The sequence below is a fragment of the Haloferula sp. genome (genome assembly GCF_049672945.1).
Taxonomy (GTDB): Bacteria; Verrucomicrobiota; Verrucomicrobiia; order Verrucomicrobiales; family Akkermansiaceae; genus Haloferula.
Window position 1 is genome coordinate 17103 of record NZ_JBATWY010000168.1, and the last position, 15840, is coordinate 32942.

13 protein-coding genes are annotated in these 15840 nt (G+C 55.4%); 11 read left to right on the top strand and 2 right to left on the bottom strand.

Annotated features, from left to right (window positions below; translation table 11 throughout):
• Window positions 1–11: 11 nt before the first annotated feature.
• Together WBG04_RS14925 and WBG04_RS14930 are read right to left on the bottom strand one after the other, a co-directional pair.
• Window positions 12–1466: a sulfatase gene (locus tag WBG04_RS14925; protein WP_424315250.1), complete on the bottom strand. Its 1455-nt coding sequence runs from the start codon at window positions 1464–1466 to the stop codon at window positions 12–14.
• 115 nt (window positions 1467–1581) lie between these two features.
• Entirely contained in the window at window positions 1582–3369 is a 1788-nt protein-coding gene (locus tag WBG04_RS14930) for a right-handed parallel beta-helix repeat-containing protein (protein ID WP_424315251.1), read from the bottom strand.
• Window positions 3370–3640: 271 nt separating this feature from the next.
• On the opposite strand from WBG04_RS14930, the gene WBG04_RS14935 reads away from it, so the two are divergent.
• The 11 genes from WBG04_RS14935 (at window position 3641) to WBG04_RS14985 (ending at window position 15726) form a co-directional block, all read left to right on the top strand.
• Complete coding sequence (locus WBG04_RS14935; RefSeq protein ID WP_424315252.1) at window positions 3641–3784, top strand: hypothetical protein; 144 nt, start codon at window positions 3641–3643, stop codon at window positions 3782–3784.
• Window positions 3785–3883: 99 nt separating this feature from the next.
• The gene (locus WBG04_RS14940; protein WP_424315253.1) at window positions 3884–5050 is read left to right on the top strand and encodes a PEP-CTERM sorting domain-containing protein; all 1167 of its coding nucleotides are present in this window, start codon (window positions 3884–3886) and stop codon (window positions 5048–5050) included.
• A gap of 181 nt (window positions 5051–5231) precedes the next feature.
• A complete protein-coding gene (locus WBG04_RS14945; protein WP_424315254.1) occupies window positions 5232–6791 on the top strand; it encodes a tetratricopeptide repeat protein in 1560 nt (519 codons plus the stop codon).
• Between the two features lie 126 nt (window positions 6792–6917).
• Window positions 6918–7385, top strand: coding sequence for a hypothetical protein (locus tag WBG04_RS14950; RefSeq protein WP_424315255.1), 468 nt, complete (start codon window positions 6918–6920; stop codon window positions 7383–7385).
• A 132-nt stretch (window positions 7386–7517) separates the two neighbouring features.
• Window positions 7518–8699 carry a putative glycoside hydrolase gene (locus WBG04_RS14955; RefSeq protein ID WP_424315256.1) on the top strand — a complete coding sequence of 394 codons (1182 nt, stop codon included), beginning with the start codon at window positions 7518–7520 and terminating at the stop codon, window positions 8697–8699.
• 25 nt (window positions 8700–8724) lie between these two features.
• On the top strand, window positions 8725–10185 hold the full coding sequence (locus WBG04_RS14960) for a sulfatase family protein (RefSeq protein WP_424315257.1): 1461 nt from the start codon (window positions 8725–8727) through the stop codon (window positions 10183–10185).
• Window positions 10186–10218: 33 nt separating this feature from the next.
• On the top strand, window positions 10219–10557 hold the full coding sequence (locus tag WBG04_RS14965; protein ID WP_424315258.1) for a transposase: 339 nt from the start codon (window positions 10219–10221) through the stop codon (window positions 10555–10557).
• Window positions 10557–10775 carry a hypothetical protein gene (locus WBG04_RS14970; RefSeq protein ID WP_424315259.1) on the top strand — a complete coding sequence of 73 codons (219 nt, stop codon included), beginning with the start codon at window positions 10557–10559 and terminating at the stop codon, window positions 10773–10775. Before WBG04_RS14965 ends, WBG04_RS14970 begins: the two co-directional genes overlap by 1 nt.
• 90 nt (window positions 10776–10865) lie before the next feature.
• A complete protein-coding gene (locus WBG04_RS14975) occupies window positions 10866–11276 on the top strand; it encodes a hypothetical protein (RefSeq protein ID WP_424315260.1) in 411 nt (136 codons plus the stop codon).
• A 506-nt stretch (window positions 11277–11782) separates the two neighbouring features.
• Window positions 11783–14812, top strand: coding sequence for a beta strand repeat-containing protein (locus WBG04_RS14980; RefSeq protein ID WP_424315261.1), 3030 nt, complete (start codon window positions 11783–11785; stop codon window positions 14810–14812).
• 155 nt (window positions 14813–14967) lie between these two features.
• Window positions 14968–15726, top strand: coding sequence for an alpha-L-fucosidase (locus tag WBG04_RS14985; protein WP_424315262.1), 759 nt, complete (start codon window positions 14968–14970; stop codon window positions 15724–15726).
• The last annotated feature ends 114 nt before the right edge of the window (window positions 15727–15840 follow it).

The following is a 15840-nucleotide window of genomic DNA, read 5'->3' on the forward strand; positions in this document are numbered from 1 at the left end:
AGTGGGATGTATCATTTTTTACGGTCGAGCAAGGCACGGAGTTCACGGATGATTGATTCCTTGGTGGGATCTGCACTCAGATTCTTGGTTTCACCGGGATCGGACTGGTAATCGTAAAGTTCAAGAATTTCTGACGCACCCTTGATCCAGCGGGTAAGCCGATAGCGCTCCGTCCGCACGGAATACCCCTGGTAGCCGCCACGCGAGAACTGGCTATATGCCGCGTCTTTGCCCGGGAGAGAAAGGTCATCCAGCACCGCGCCGAAACTGCTCCCCTGAGTGTGCCCGGGGATCGGCAATCCGGTCATGTCACACAAGCTGGGATAGAGATCGAGCAACTCGATCAACGCATGGGTCTTCCCGGTGGGCGGGTTCTTTCCCGGTGCCCGCACAATGAAGGGCACCCGGGTGGCGCCTTCGTAGTTGGTGCCCTTGCCGAAGGAGTTCTTGTCAAAAAGATGATAGCCGTGATCGCTCATCAACACCACGATGGTGTTCTTTTCCAGGCCCAGTTCTTCGAGCGCGGAGATTACCCGCCCGACTTGCGCATCCACATAGCTGACACTCGCCAGATAGCCACGGATATACTCCCGCTGCGCTTCCAGGTCCGGCATCTGGGGCACCCGAGCCACCTCATGGTAGCCGCGCCACTCACCGCCTGTTTCCGCTGCGAAGGAAGGCGCTCCAACCGGCAGCTCGGGGTCGGACGGAAGACTGACGTCCTTGATCGGATAAAGATCGTAGTAGCGCTTGGGCGCGACGAATGGGAGATGAGGCCGGAAAAAACCGACCGCAAGGAAGAACGGTTCATCCTTCAGCTCGCGAAGGGTCTCGACGGCACGATTCGCGAGTTTTCCATCAAGCAGGAAGTCGTCGTCCACATCAGGATCCTCCCAGATCGCCTCGGGGATCCACTTTCCTCCCGCAGCCCACCAGTCCGGCCCTTTCGCCGTAAACCGCGACTGCCGGATCTTTTTTTCCTGCAACCCGAGATTCCTCTTGGTGCCATAGATCGGATAACAAAGCTCCGGCTCGGGAACCCACTGCGGTTCGTCCCACGACACGTCGTCGCGATGATGAAAGACCTTCCCGATGGCCCGCGTGTGGTAGCCGTTTTTGAGAAACTGCTGGGGCAGAGTGACCACGTCGGGCAGCTTCTTGCGAAACCGGGTCTCGAAGCCGGCCCCAAACGTGTCAGGACGGATCCCGGTGAGAAACGACTGGCGGGATGGGACGCATATCGCCTTCTGCGCGTAGGCATTCAAAAAGGTCACTCCCTCGGACGAGAGCCGGTCGATGTGCGGAGTGATGGCTTGCGAATCCCCGTAACAGTTCAACTCGGTACGCAGGTCGTCGACAATGATCAACAGGACGTTGGGTTTCGGAGCGCCAGGCGCTGCCGCCGTCACAAGCGCGGACAGCAAAAACCAGCATGCGAAGTATGGGGCTTCCCAACGTGCTGTCATGGCTCGGAGTGTGCTGGCTCCCGGAATCAATGCAAGCCGCATCCTTTGTCACGGATTCGGGCGCACGGATGAACCACAGGTTGATTTGGCATCGGCGCAGTCTCCCAATCGCCTTCTATCGGACGGGAGAAGCTGCTCTCGGATCTTGTGCAGCTTGTCCGGCAACAATGCGGGGGTTGTAGTCAGGCTTAATTCCCGCGTTGGTTTCCACTTCAGGATTGCTTTGGGTGTTGTTGATGAGCGTATTGCCTTCGGAGCCGTTGCGCTCTTCCGCTTTGCCGCCGTTAACGACGTTGTCTTTGACCAGGGCTTTCGAGGTGAAGTTGTCGAGGTAGATCAGGTCGATGCCGTATCGGCCTGTGAGATAGGTCGGCACGATGTCGTGAATATGATTCCGGGCGATGACCGTACCTTCCTGGACGCCCCCGAGCGTGTAGATCCCTCCTCCGTCATCGTGGAGCTGAAGGCAGTGGTGGATGTGATTGAATCGGATGCGGTTGTTCACACAGCCGATTTCCCGGCCTTCGCCCCCGGGTTGGTTACCGACTTGAATGCCACTGTAGGGCATGTTGAATACATGATTGTGCTCGATGATCAGTTCGCTGACGTTGTGAGCAAGAATGCCGCCACCGTTCGTATAGTCCTGGCCGCATCTTGAGATTCTGTTGTTCCAAATGGCAACCTGCGTGCTTTTCAGTTCGGGAGGGGCGTTTTCCATTTTGTGGGCGTCGATCTCGATCCCATTGGCCGCGATATTGTAAACTACGTTCCCCTCAATATCCGCGCGGTCCACGTTGGCGAGAAACTGAATGCCGGAAGCGCCAGCGTTGCGTATCGTATTTTCACGGAGCACGAGGTTCTCGGCATGGATGGCCCGGATGACTGCCTGTGGATAATCGGGGTTTTCTCCATCCGGATTGACGGCATTTGGCTGTGCGAACTGAGTGACATTCAAACCGTTGACCGACGGACTGGTCCAATTGGAATGCTCGAGAGTAAGCCCAATGAAACGCAGGTTTTTAACGGGCGCTTCAGCGCTACCCTGAATCGAAATCAGTGTCTCCAGTTGTGGGGCGATGATTTCCAGGTCGCGAGGGTGCACGCCATCTTCGAGAACCAGAAAGACGAGGCCGCTTTCCGGATCGTGGAACCACTCCCGGGGCGCATCAAGGAAGGTCGGATCATTTTCGAAATAGAAAACGGGAACGTCGTAAAAGCGGATTCCCTTGTTGAATTTGCCAGCGGGTTTCAGCGGAGTGACGCGCACTCCTTCGGCGGTGTGGGAATGTGCCCCGATACGAAGCCGCTGTTGGTACCAATGGATCGGCATGACGATCTCGATGGCGCTCAAGTCGTCAATGGACTCGACGGCTTTCCAGTGTTCGTCGCTGATGAGAGCAACGGGTTTCTCCGGGACCTGCATCTTCCAATATGGTCCGAAACTGGTTTCGGATTCACGATTGGGCGTTCGGGCGCGGATCCCCCTGTCCTGATTGATGTAGAGTTGTCGAAACATAGTGGCGGGCGCTTTGGCCCGGTACATATTCTTGTCCACATCGTGCACCTCCCAGCCTGTGATCCGCACACCGCCACTGATCACCGGCCTTTCGTTAGGGAAGGACTGATAGGTGACGGGCTTTTCTTTCGTGCCGGAATCCTGAGCCGTGAACTCGACCATCCGGGTCAGTGGATAGCGACCGCCTCGGAAATAGACGGTAACCGGCTCGTCGAGGTCGGAATGCAAACCACGGACGAGATTCCTGGCACCCGAGAGAGTCCGAAGCGGTTCCGAAAGGGAACCGGAATGGGAGTCATCGCCATCAGGAGAGACATAAAAGTCAGTTGCGTGGGCGAGCGCGGCGGAGAGGAGAAGACAGCCAATGTGTCGTGATACCATTCTCATGGAGACTTGTTGAATTCGTAGCTTGGCGCGTGTTGGATGCCAGCATAATCGGCCGAGGTGCCGACAAATCGAGGCTAACGGTGGCGGACCGGGCAATAGTGGACGAATTCACCGAATGACCCACTGCTCAGTCATCCTCGCCTCGGTTGTCGTCGCTCGGTTCACCACCGGAACGGATCAGGATCTTCTGGAAAGTACTCCTGGTAGCCGGAAGGTGAGACAACTCTCCTCAAAAAATTGAGCCAATCCCCGAGTTTTTGTTCCCCCGAACATGTTCTACGGATCTGCTGACATTGACAAGACCATCTGCAGTCATGAATTCAGTGATTGCCTCGAAACTCTGCTCCGGAGCTTCCTCCAGTTCTTCAGCCCTACCAATGGAAGGAACGTCGGTCCCGGCATCCTCATTTCTTAGGAGACTGCTGAAATAACTTTACGCCCGAAACCCCACCCCTCACGCTACCAAACAGGTCAAAAAATCGACTGCAAATCACTGAAAGCGACCGAATCCCCTATGAAATCCAAATCAAAAACCTCAACAATCACAGCCTGCGCAGCCGCGGGATTGTTCGTCTCCACATCTAGCTTGCAGGCGGCAAATAGAACCTACGACGGTGCTGCTTTAGATGATAACTGGGCAACAGCCGGCAACTGGGGAGGCACAAAACCCGGAGCAGGAGACAATGCCATCATAAATGGAATCACTCCTGGCTTGAGGACCGTCAACGTCGACACCACTGAGTCAATCAGTCGGTTGTGGACTGGGACAAACACCACTTCGGCGAATGCTTTGGAAATCAATATCCTTTCCGGGGGAAGTCTTAGCACCTCGGTAGCCAGCCAATTGTCACAAAGAAGCGGAAGCGTCGTCATGAACCTCAATGGGGGCAGCTATTCAGCAGCCGCCTCTCTGGAAGTCGGGACAGCAGGTAGGCTGAATGTTGTCAATGCTGCTAGCACGGCTACTTTTCAGGTCGCATCAGGTGATGCGGCGTTCATTAAAGGTAATTTCAACCAATCAGGAATTGTAAACATTTCCGCCGGCAAAATAACGATCAATGACGCTGAAGTTGGCGACACCGGAACAATCAGAATCTGGAAAGAGGGCGTTTCAAACGAGGGGACGGTCAACCTCACGGAAAATGGCACATTGGAGGTCACCGGACTTGGCGCGAACACAGACGTTGTAAAGCTTGTGGGCACCTACAACCTCAGCGACAACGCCATCCTCAGTATGACTGGCGGACAGGTCCAAGGAGACAGCACACGCTTGAACATGACGATCAATGGCAGCAATATTACAGTTGGCACGTCATTCCTGAACCTCGCTGGGCTTGCGGGTGGAACCTTCAATTTCAATTTTGATGAGTTCGGAGTGTCGGCATTTGAATCCCAGGTTTGGACACACCTAAGCGGTGTGACGATCAATGTTGACGGGTCAAACTACACAGGTGGGGCTGGAGTCTTCGACCTGTTCAGCATGAGCAACCTCCTCAGCGAAGCAAATCTCGCCAATATCGAGCTCACCGGCTTCTCTGGTGTCGAAGGGGTTGATTACTACTACGAGCAAAGCTCAGTGGACAACTACTCAAGGATCGTCATCGTTCCTGAACCCTCTGCCCTCGCCCTGTTGGGCATGGCTGGGTTCGGAATCTTCCTGCGCCGCCGCAGGAATGCCTGATAGCAAATTTCATGAGTAAATTTGACGATCGGGCGTGATCTACTATCGCAGCCGATCTACCATGAAGTCGTGAGGTCGGAGTCAGGTGCCCCGCAAAAAGCAAATTCCATCAATCCGAAATCTTGTGGATTGATGGACATTGTTTCCGTCCTTTCCCAAGGATTAACCCTCACCTCTCGACATGAAGAAAGCTCCACCCCGCCTTCTCCTAGTTCTTATCGCCCTGCTGGTAACGACCTCTTATACCAACGCGGTTCTTTCCATCGTTGAAACCGTCGGACTCGAAGATATTGAAAAAGGCGATGACACAGACAATACGTCCAACGAAATACGATCAGGCTTTCGACTGTTGAAGAGTGGCCTTAACGAACAGGCCTTCAAAGAATTCAATATAGCGGCCAATCGCGGCGAACTAACCGCCTACATGGCTCTTGGCGTGATGCACCGCGATGGTCTCGGGACACCCGAGAATCTCAAACTCGCCAAGGCGAACTTCAAGAAGGCCTACGACAAAGGCAACACGGCCGCTCGTGACGAACTCGTCTTCCTGCGCTTCGCCGCACCCGAAACGCCGGAAGAGTTTTCAACCGCACGTACTCGACTGGAAAAATATGCCCGCAATGGCATGGCCGTCGCGCAGTTGCGGCTCGGCATGGCGCACCTTACCGGCTACGGCTATACCGCCGATGCGACCAAGGCGATCAACTACCTGACCCAGGCCACGGAATCCACTGGCACATCCAGAAGCAATGCAGCATTCGCACTCGGCCAACTTTTCCGCGATGGCAACCTCGATCCAGAGGTGAAACCGGACAGTAAGCGCGCCGAAACCTGGCTCAAGATCGCGGCCGAAGGCAAACACCTTGGTGCCATACGCGCTCTCGGTGAGTTCTACCTGAGCACGGACCCCAACCGACAGAACTTCGCGGCCGCCAAGACCTGGTTCTCCCTGCTCGACCAACTCGGCGACCCCTACGCTCTCTATTATCTGGGAGAGATGAGCGAAAGCGGATCGGGATGCCAAAAATCACAGGAAACCGCATTGAACTATTACCAAAGGGCGGCAAAGAAAGAGGTGCCGCCAGCCATCTACCGCCTCGCCTACTTCCACGAACACGGGCTCGGCGGATTGAAAGAGGACAAGGACAGGGCGATCGACCTCTACCGTCAGGGAGCCGGACTCGGCCATTCCGTCTGTATGTACAACCTCTCGGTCATGCTCGATGCCATGGATGACAAACCGGATATCAAAGCCGAAGTCATACCCTGGCTTCTGCGCTCTGCGAGCGCTGGGCTGGCAGATGCAGAGTATTCGGCCGGCATGCGCTACCACGAAGGGAATGGCGTTCAACAGGATTTCATCGCAGCCGCAGCCTGGTTCGACCGCGCTTCACGTTCCGGCCATTCACAAGCGCAGTTGAATCTCGGTGTATATTATGAAAATGGTCAGGGCCTAGTGCGCGACTACAGATCGGCACGGCGCCTCTTCGAGCTCTCCGCCAAAGGCGGCAACCCCGCCGGACAGATCAAATACGCCGAAGCCCTGGCCAATGGAGCCGGGGGCAAACAGGACCTGCCCGAAGCCTACTTCTACGCCCAAACCGCCGCCAAAGCTCCCGATAATCCAGTGGCGGAAATAGCGATCAAACTACGCGACGTTTTGACAAGAACCATGACTCCCGAGCAACTCGCTGAAGGCATGAGGCTACTCAATGAACCCGCATCGCAAGCGACCAAATGAACCCATTCATTCAAACGGGCGTCCGCTCGTAGTTGTCAGCCTCTTTCCAGCAGCAGCCTCCTGATTGGCGAAGGAAGTTGTGCTGGGAAAATCCCAAAGACAACCAAACGAACAAAACCAAATTATATGAATTCGAAAAAGGCACTCGAAAAGCGTCTGGATCACCTGGAATGCAACTGCAGGAACCTCCGGCGAGCCCTGGCAGGTGTAGTGATCGGGGGTGCCGCAGTCTTTCTTGTCGCTGCCGCCCCCAACCCCGCCAAGGAGGCTCTTCAGACAAGAAGGCTCGAAGTAGTGGATGCCGATGGGAATGTTCGGGTGCGTATCGGTCCGGCTGACGAAGGATACGGACTGGTCGTGTATGACGAGGACGGCGCATCCCATGCAACGCTAACGGACGCGCCCCTTGGTGCCGTAATGAGCCTCAAAAAGGGAGGTGGCGGCATCACGCTTATGGCCATGGAGAAAGGATGCGGGATAACGATGCGTGACGAGAATGGAAAGCCACGCGCTCTGGTTGTCCATCAAAAGGATCGCTCCGAGATCCTACTGAAAGACAAGGAGGGCAATACGGTGTTCTCGGCACCCAAGTGATCACTCCCAAGGCACAACAAAGTCGTTCCAACAAGATTCTCACCAAATGACCGGCATACCTTGGACAGGCTTTCAACCCCAATCCCAAGAAGGCGTTCCACCATTACAACCAAGCACACGAAAGCACCGAAAATGACCCAGATACATCGAGCACTCGCCTACAGCACCATGGCCATACTTCTCGCCTGCGGGATCAGCACGCCTTCGGCGTCAGCCGGCGACCACCCGGGTTGGCCGAAGTTTTCCTGGGACCGGGTTCCGGTGTGCCTCCACTTCGGGATCACCGGCAGAACGATGAACTCCGAGGAACTCAAATTCGTCGCAGACACCAGCAACTTCATCTGCCTTGAAAAGGCTCATGGCATGAAAACCCTCGGGTCGACCGAAAAGGGAATCGCCCACGATGCCAAGAGAATCAAGGAACTGAATCCCGATGCCAAGGTGCTCTTTTACTGGAATGGAATCCTGAATTTCTCTTTCTACGATGTCTACGAGGAAACCAGGAACAATCGCAACCTAGTGTTACGTGACAAACAGGGTAAGCCGCTTCTAAAGGGTGGGAAGACTGGAGTGGAACAATTCAACATCGTGGATGTCAACGCTCGCAAATGGTGGGCTGCCCAAGCGGGAAGGGCAGTCCGCGATTACCACTGCGATGGAGTCTTCATGGACGCTCTCCCGCAGGTGGAGACGCGGATTCCGAAGCAGATCGGGGGTGGGCCGAAATCGAAACAGCAGGCGATCAGCGCAGCGATCGATGTCATGCAGCGGGCAAAATCGGAGATGGGGCCGGACAAAATCCTCCTTTTCAACGGCCTGCGTAACCTTGACCGCGGCAATGCCACCTATGGCAAGCCCTTCCTTGAACATGCCGATGGTGCCATGTTTGAGCACTTCACCTGTTTCGCTAGCCGCACGAAAGAAAGCATCCTCAAGGACATTGACTGGATCGTCTCGGCGGGGAAGCAAGGCAAACTTCTCGTAGTCAAGGGATGGCCGGAACAAGACTTCAATTGGATGAACAAGGAGAAGATGAGACTACCCCAGGAAAAGCTTGCTGAGGAAGCCAAGGAGAAGATCACCTTCTCTCTAGCGTGTTTTCTCGTGGCCGCCCAGGAGCACAGCTACTTTTGCTACAGCTGGGGTTATCGGGAGCGCGGTGGCACGTTTGTGGACTATCCGGAGTTCAAAAAGCCCCTCGGGGCACCGAAAGGCGACTATCGGAAAAATGGTTGGACTCTAACCCGTGAGTTCGAACATGCCTCGGTCCGAGTCGATCTTGGCAAGCGGAAGGCAAAAATCGACTGGCGTTAGGATTCGTCACATTCCGCAGATCAAGATGATGTTCCGAATCCACTTCCTGCTGCTTGCATGCTGGGTCGGCCAAGTTCTTGGTGCCACGCTGCCGAACTTCGTTTTCTTTCTCGGAGATGACATCTCCCCTGAAGATCTCGGCTGCTACGGGAACAAGACGATTCACACGCCAAATATCGACGCGCTGGCCGGAAGCGGCATGCGCTTCACCAACGCGTATCTAACGACCAGTAGTTGCAGCCCAAGCCGATGCAGTATCATCACCGGACGCTATCCTCACAACACCGGAGCACCCGAACTCCACCTTTCGCTCCCGGCCACCCAGATCCGCTTCCCCGAACTTCTACGCGAGGCGGGCTACTACACCGTTCTGTCAGGAAAGAACCACATGTTCGGCAACAAGGACCGCGCATTTGACAAAATCACCCAGGGTGGTGGCCCTGGGCGGGAGGAGGACTGGGTGGACCTCGTAAAAAACCGTCCTAAGGACCAACCCTTTTTCTTCTGGTTCGCTTCGACGGATGCTCATCGGGATTTCGTCATTAGTGAACACGCACCGCAGTACGATCCGGCCGACGTCGTGGTGCCTCCCTATTTACCGGACCACCCAGTCATCCGGCAGGAACTGGCTGACTACTATCATGAGATCAGCCGGCTCGACCACTACATTGGGGAGGTCGTAGGTCAGCTTCGTAAAGAAGGGATCCTAAATCAAACGATCATCATTGTTGCAGCCGATAACGGCCGCCCGTTCCCCCGCTGCAAAACACGGCTTTATGATAGCGGTATCAAGACTCCGTGGATCGTTCAGTACCCGCCACTTGTTCCAGAGCCGCGGGTCTCCGCGAGCCTGATCAGCTCCATTGATCTAAGTGCGACGTGCCTTGATCTGGCAGGAATCGTCAAGCCGCCTTGTATTCAGGGGATAAGCTTCACGCCCATCCTCAAAGACCCCGAATCTACTGTTCGCGAGGTCGTCTTCGCCGAGCAGAACTGGCATGTTTACAGCAACCACTCGCGAATGGTTCGTTTCGGCGACTTTCTCTACATCAAGAACAACTACCGGAACCAGATGAACCTGAGTTACGAATCGGGGGTTCACTATCCCTCCGGGGCCGAACTCTGGAGCCTCTACGCGGCAGGAATGACGAAGCCAGTACATCAACAGGTCTTCGCCAACCCCGTGCCGAACGAAGAACTCTATCACATTTCGCGCGATCCGTATCAACTCCGCAACTCGGTGGATCAAATCGAGTTTAAGCGCCCCCTTGAACGAGCACGAACTTTGCTGCAAAATTGGACCAAACAGACCGGCGACAGTGTACCTGTGAATCCCACCCCCAACCGCCACGCCCCCCCGGGTATCGAAGACGGAAAAGTGGTCCCTCCCGGCGAGAATGGAAGAAGACACCCGGGTGGTGAAATGCCCGGGACCTCCCGGAACGCAGAACGGATTGACCACCCGGGACCAGTGACCCTTGAATAGCGGGAGACACAGAACAGTGCCAAGGTATCCGATTTGGTTACAACGATTCAGGTTCGGGATATCTGCCGAGGCGTTTATTCATGGTCTCTAAATCCGCCGCCTCCACTTCGGTCACAAGGCAGGTGGCAGCAAAAAGGAAGCCGAGCACCCGGGGATCCGCCCCCGGGTGACGACTTCTTACGCGGTTTACAATGGGGCTGCGGGAAGCAACTCGACCCGACACGGGCGGACGTTTCACAGCTCGCGCAGATCTACCGGGCGCGCTGGGCGATCGAGATCCAGTTCCGGGCGTGGAAACAGTTGCTCAATCTGACAGGGCACTCAACCGGAAGAGCAACTAGCACCATATCCAGGCCCTGGTTCTCGCCATAATGATTGCCCACCAGGTCGGCATGAAGATGTCTCAAATGGTTGGCGAGCTGGTGGGGCGCGCACGCCTGAGTTATGAAAAGCTCTATGACATCCTTGCGGTGCGTCTAGTCAAGGTGCGGGACATCGCTGAGCTGTTCGCGTTCGACCCCGACCCGAGACACGTCTGGCGGGACAAACGAAAGCGGAAATCCCCGATAGAAGCAGGCATTCCCCCGTAAACCTGACGCGAGTGATCTGCAGCCACATTGCCCCTGCCTTGGCTGGGGCACTTGTCCCGCGACACCCTCGGCGAGGCGCACTCTCGTCCCATGACCGCCACCGAGCTGCTTGGCAATCCGGTTATCCACCTGGCCGACCTCGTCCATGAAGACCCCGTCGCAGTGCAGTTCCTTCACTGTCTTTCCGGCTTGTCAAGCCCACCATGCCTGCAGCTCAAGATCGAGAATATTGAACTGCTGCGAGCCCTTTCCGACGCACCCTTTGCCAATGAATGTCCCACTCTTTTCGCGCAAGACTTAGTTCTTGTTTTGCTGGGTCTCCCTGTAGGAATCATACATCGGGTAATTCAGCGGCCCATTGAAGTAATACAGCACCCTGATGTTCGAGTTCACCTTCTTCAGGCGCTCAGCGCTATGTCCGAACCCTTCTCCGTTGAGCCCATCTGCTTCATCGCGTATGCCTTCTCGAGGCAGACAAAATTCGAGGTGCTTGCGACATAACGAACCACTTCGTCCGTCATCACCTTACCGTCGCAGCAAAAATAGAAATAGACGGGAACTCTATCCCACGAAAATTCTGGATAGCGAGACTCATTTACCGCACCAGGCGCCGCGAACGCTGACAATGTCAGCGAGCATCCAACCAACAGTGCGGAAAAAACAGGGATGGAGTCAGTGGTAGGCCTTCTCATCCTTCAATATCTTGGAGGAGTTGCTGCCATCCAATCAACCAGACAGCAAGGATCTTCGGAGAAACATCGCAGGCGTGTGCCGCGTCTCTTTCGGATCCCCTCAAAGCGACCGAAGAGTGCAGGAACCTGCTTCCAACAAATGGATTCAGACGTCTGCATACGGACACCTGAAATACCGGAAGACTCAAAGTACCCTACGAAATGAGGATATCCAAATCCCGGCACGGAGCTAGCCTTTCCATAGGATGGTCGGTCCACCGATCAAACTATTTTATTTCGGTCGATTAATCGTTGGCCTACGATCCACAGAGACCCATGAGTATCCCAAAAAACCTGTTTGTTATTCCCGCCGCAGCTTGCTGGGCGTTTCCATTGTCAAGCCATGCCGCTGATGTCGTCCGGACGGTTGCCAGCGGCAGCTGGGCCACAACCAGCGAGTGGGAGGACCTGGGCGACTCAAGCAACCACCTGCCCACTACGGCTGACACCGCCATCATCAACCAGAGCCAAGTCGTGAATGTTGATTCCTTCATTGCGACCGAAGCAGGCCCTGTCCTTATCAACAATACCGACGACACTGCGTTATCGGCGACATTGAACATCAATGAGGGCGGTGATCTGATCACGGGCCCGGTCACCATTGGAGCAGGTAACGACGAGGGGTTTCTCAATATTCTGGGCGGCACACTCAATGCGGGCGGCATGACCGTCACAGCAAACAACTTGCTCAACGCAGTGAACGTCAGCAGTGGTTTGCTCGCTACCGGCTCATCGGCTATAGCAGTTGCGGGCGGTGAGCTGAATGTCAACGGAGGTTCCGTCACTACTTCGACTGCATTTGCTCTAACTGGCGGAGAATTCAACCTATCATCCGGATCCGTCACCATAACCGACCCATCTCCAGACGGAACCCCGTTCCCCGTAATCTCTGCCGGACCAGCGGGAGTCCTGAATGTTAGTGGCGGCGATTTCAATGTCGGAACCTATACAGCGGCCGGGCAGGTCTACACATTGAGTGGTGAAATCAACATCAGCGGGGGAACTTTCGGAGTCAGCGGAACTCAGGGACAAATGAGGAGCGACGACGGGCCGAACGACGACGCCCCGCTGGAAATGACCATCACCGGCGATGACGCCACGGTCAACATCCCGAGATTCAATACAAACAACAGACCCGCGGCGATCCTCAATTTCGTCTTCGACGAGACCGGCGTGAGTCCCGTCAAGGCTCCGGGTTTCATTCATCTCGTGAACACCACCGTCAACATTGACGGCTCCGCCTATACCGGCGACCTCCCGGCCACATTCGAGCTGGTTGTCACTACCAACATCGCTTCCACCGCGCCCACAGTTAACATTACCGGCTTGGGAGCCGAGGGGGTCGGATACACGTTCTCGCAGAGCACCAGTGCAAACAATTTCACTTTGACGCTTCTGGATCCAACCGTCGTCAACCTGGAGTGGGAGGGGGCGACCGACGATAATTGGTCGGAAGCCGCCAACTGGATTGGCGGGGTCGCTCCAACAGGAAGCGGAGACGAAGTGCTGAACTTCCCGAGCGGTTCGAACCTTAGTGTCAACAATGATCTGGCTGCGGGGCTTCCCTTCAGAGGATTTGCCTTCGCAAATACCTTCGATGGCGAGAACTTCACTCTTGGCGGAAGTTCGATCCAGCTCAGTGAGGGAATTACCGCACCAGCGGTCGACGATCCGAACTCAGACTTCATTGAGGACACCATCAATCTGGACATCCAACTGGTGGAAAACGTCGATGTGTCGATCGGCGCAGGCCGCAACTTGAATATCTCGGGGACCGGGATCATCAGCGAGGATGCTTCTCCACGTGGCTTGAACAAGGGAGGCAGCGGCACCCTTACCCTGGGCGGTGCAAATACCTTCACCGGACCGGTGGCGATCAACGAAGGAATCGTCAACGTCACCAACGCCAGTGGTCTGGGAAGCATCAGCGGCAACACCAGCGTTGCGGTGAACGCTGCGGTCCAACTGAGCGGGGACATCTCCGTCGGCGAGAGTCTCGCTCTGGCTGGCACGGGAAATGTCGGAGGTGGTGGTCAACTCGGCTCCTTGCGCAGTGATGGTGACAACACGCTTACCGGAGACATCGCCGGAACGAACTGCCGGATTCAGACCGTTGATGGAACAGGCACGCTTATACTCACCGGCACGTTTACGGGCATGAGCACGCAACCAAACAACTTTGCCGGGAATATACAGTTCGATGGCCCGATCAATGTCACCGGAGCCGTCAACTTTGTCGGATCAGGTGTCAACTTTGCGGATCCGGGATTCGACTTCGGAAACGTGATCGACTTGAACGTTGCCACCAATATCGACAGTGCGTTGCTATTCTTCGATGGGTACGTTCGTCTCGGGGTCAACAATGCCCTCGCCACCAACGCCGATCTGAAGTTTGGTTGGACAGCACAAAACGCCTCCACGGTTGCCTTCGACCTGAATGGCTTCGATCAGACGCTCGGGCGACTCCGCACGGGAGACAACAGCATCGGAGTAAATGGCGACGCAAATGTCACGGGTGGAGGAACCCTGACGGTCAATCTGGATTCCGGCACGGATGAGTATCAAGGCCGGATCACCGACGGCTCGACACCAACCGTGCTTGTTAAGGACGGTGCGGGCACCCTGATCATCAACAACCTGAGCGGAACGCCGAGCAACTATACCGGTTCAACCACGGTGAGCGGAGGCACGCTCAGCCTGGCGCAAGCCGAACTTGCAAATGGCTCGACTGTGTCGATTGCCACGGGCGCGGTGCTGAATTTGACCCACTCGGACATCGATGTGGTTGCGGCACTCAAATTTGGTGACGACTTCCAACCGGTCGGCTTCGTTTACAACGAAGCCAATTCCGGAGGATTCATTACCGGGACTGGCTCCATTCAAGTTGGATCCTCCGCTTATGACACTTGGGCCTCCGGCTTCCCAGGATTGACAGACAACAACTCTTCACTCGATTTTGAAAATGATGGACTCGAGACCGGCATCGAATACGTCGTTGGAGGAGATCCAACCGCCAATGACGCCGGCACCGACGATCTCGCTCCCACCAGCACCTACACCGGGTCGGGACTGGAGTTCGTCTTCCGCCGCACCGATTTGGCAAACGACGACCCAGCGACCACCATCATCGTCCAGTATGGAAGCGACCTAGTCGGCTGGTTCACTGCGGTTGACGGCGAAGACGGCGTGACCATTGAGGTGCCCGGTGAATTCGAACCGGGTGTCGATCAGGTCGTGGTGACACTGCCCTCCTCACTGGTCGGAGACGGCAAGATGTTCGCCCGTTTGTCAGTGACTATCGACTGACCAGTCCGTCCCCATTCAATCATTTCTTGCCAGATCGAGTTCACGCCCGAAGCACCGAACGGACCTGATGCGATATACCGATGAAATCTTCAGTTTGCCTCCTTTTTCTGACGATTACCTTCGGTATTTCCACTGCTACAACAGGAAGCCCATCGATGGAGGAGCGCCGCCAGGAATTCCTGAGTTGGAAATTCGGCATGTTCATCCATTTCAACATGGCAACGTTTTATGAACGGGAATGGGCAAACGGCTACGAAGACCCAGAGTCGTTCTCGCCCGATCTACTGGACTGCAACCAATGGACGGTTGCAGCCCAGGCAGCCGGAATGAAGTACGCGGTCTTCACGACCAAGCACACCGGTGGCTGGTGCCTTTGGGATAGTCAGCATACTGCCTCCCATGACATATCCGCATTTACGAAATTCAAGGATGAGGAGGCTGACCTCGTTAAGGAATTTCTGTCGGCCTTTCGTGCCTGCGGCATCAAGGTCGGGCTGTACTATTGCTTTCCGGGGGACTACGCGGGCAGAAACGGAGCTCCGAAGCCACCAGCGGGCAACCCTGATCTGAAGGGACTTCCGCCGGAAGCTCAGGATGACTACGTCGGCTTCATGAAGCTTCAATTGGAGGAGTTGCTGACTCAGTATGGAAAAATTGATCTGCTGTGGATCGACCAGTTCAATAATGAATATACCGTGGCTCGCTGGCCTGAAATTTTCAAACACCTGAAATCGCTTCAACCAGATTGCATCGTTATCGCTAACAACAGCCGCAACTTCAGCCAGACCGACATTCACAGCTTCGAGTATCCGTTTTTGTCGGAACACAAACCGGAGCAATCGCTGCCGCCTGTGGATAATTCGTATCCCTCGGAAGTCTGTGATAAAATGGGGCCTGAGTGGAATGGCACGTGATTAAGCGGCTTTTCGATAGGTCGATTTGTGTGGAATTTCTTTGAAAACGCGGCGGGGGGCGGTCAGCAACTGGAAGGGTTTGGGTCTTCGTTTCATCGCTCTGGGTTCGAGTCG

What these genes read in the sequence shown, in the direction of transcription:
- WBG04_RS14970 (WP_424315259.1), top strand. Translation starts at nt 10,557, where the DNA reads ATGATTGCCCACCAGGTCGGCATGAAGATGTCTCAAATGGTTGGCGAG.
- WBG04_RS14955 (WP_424315256.1), top strand. Translation starts at nt 7,518, where the DNA reads ATGACCCAGATACATCGAGCACTCGCCTACAGCACCATGGCCATACTT.
- WBG04_RS14980 (WP_424315261.1), top strand. Translation starts at nt 11,783, where the DNA reads ATGAGTATCCCAAAAAACCTGTTTGTTATTCCCGCCGCAGCTTGCTGG.
- WBG04_RS14940 (WP_424315253.1), top strand. Translation starts at nt 3,884, where the DNA reads ATGAAATCCAAATCAAAAACCTCAACAATCACAGCCTGCGCAGCCGCG.
- WBG04_RS14975 (WP_424315260.1), top strand. Translation starts at nt 10,866, where the DNA reads ATGACCGCCACCGAGCTGCTTGGCAATCCGGTTATCCACCTGGCCGAC.
- WBG04_RS14945 (WP_424315254.1), top strand. Translation starts at nt 5,232, where the DNA reads ATGAAGAAAGCTCCACCCCGCCTTCTCCTAGTTCTTATCGCCCTGCTG.
- WBG04_RS14935 (WP_424315252.1), top strand. Translation starts at nt 3,641, where the DNA reads ATGTTCTACGGATCTGCTGACATTGACAAGACCATCTGCAGTCATGAA.
- WBG04_RS14960 (WP_424315257.1), top strand. Translation starts at nt 8,725, where the DNA reads ATGATGTTCCGAATCCACTTCCTGCTGCTTGCATGCTGGGTCGGCCAA.
- WBG04_RS14985 (WP_424315262.1), top strand. Translation starts at nt 14,968, where the DNA reads ATGGAGGAGCGCCGCCAGGAATTCCTGAGTTGGAAATTCGGCATGTTC.
- WBG04_RS14930 (WP_424315251.1), bottom strand. Translation starts at nt 3,369, where the DNA reads ATGAGAATGGTATCACGACACATTGGCTGTCTTCTCCTCTCCGCCGCG.
- WBG04_RS14950 (WP_424315255.1), top strand. Translation starts at nt 6,918, where the DNA reads ATGAATTCGAAAAAGGCACTCGAAAAGCGTCTGGATCACCTGGAATGC.
- WBG04_RS14925 (WP_424315250.1), bottom strand. Translation starts at nt 1,466, where the DNA reads ATGACAGCACGTTGGGAAGCCCCATACTTCGCATGCTGGTTTTTGCTG.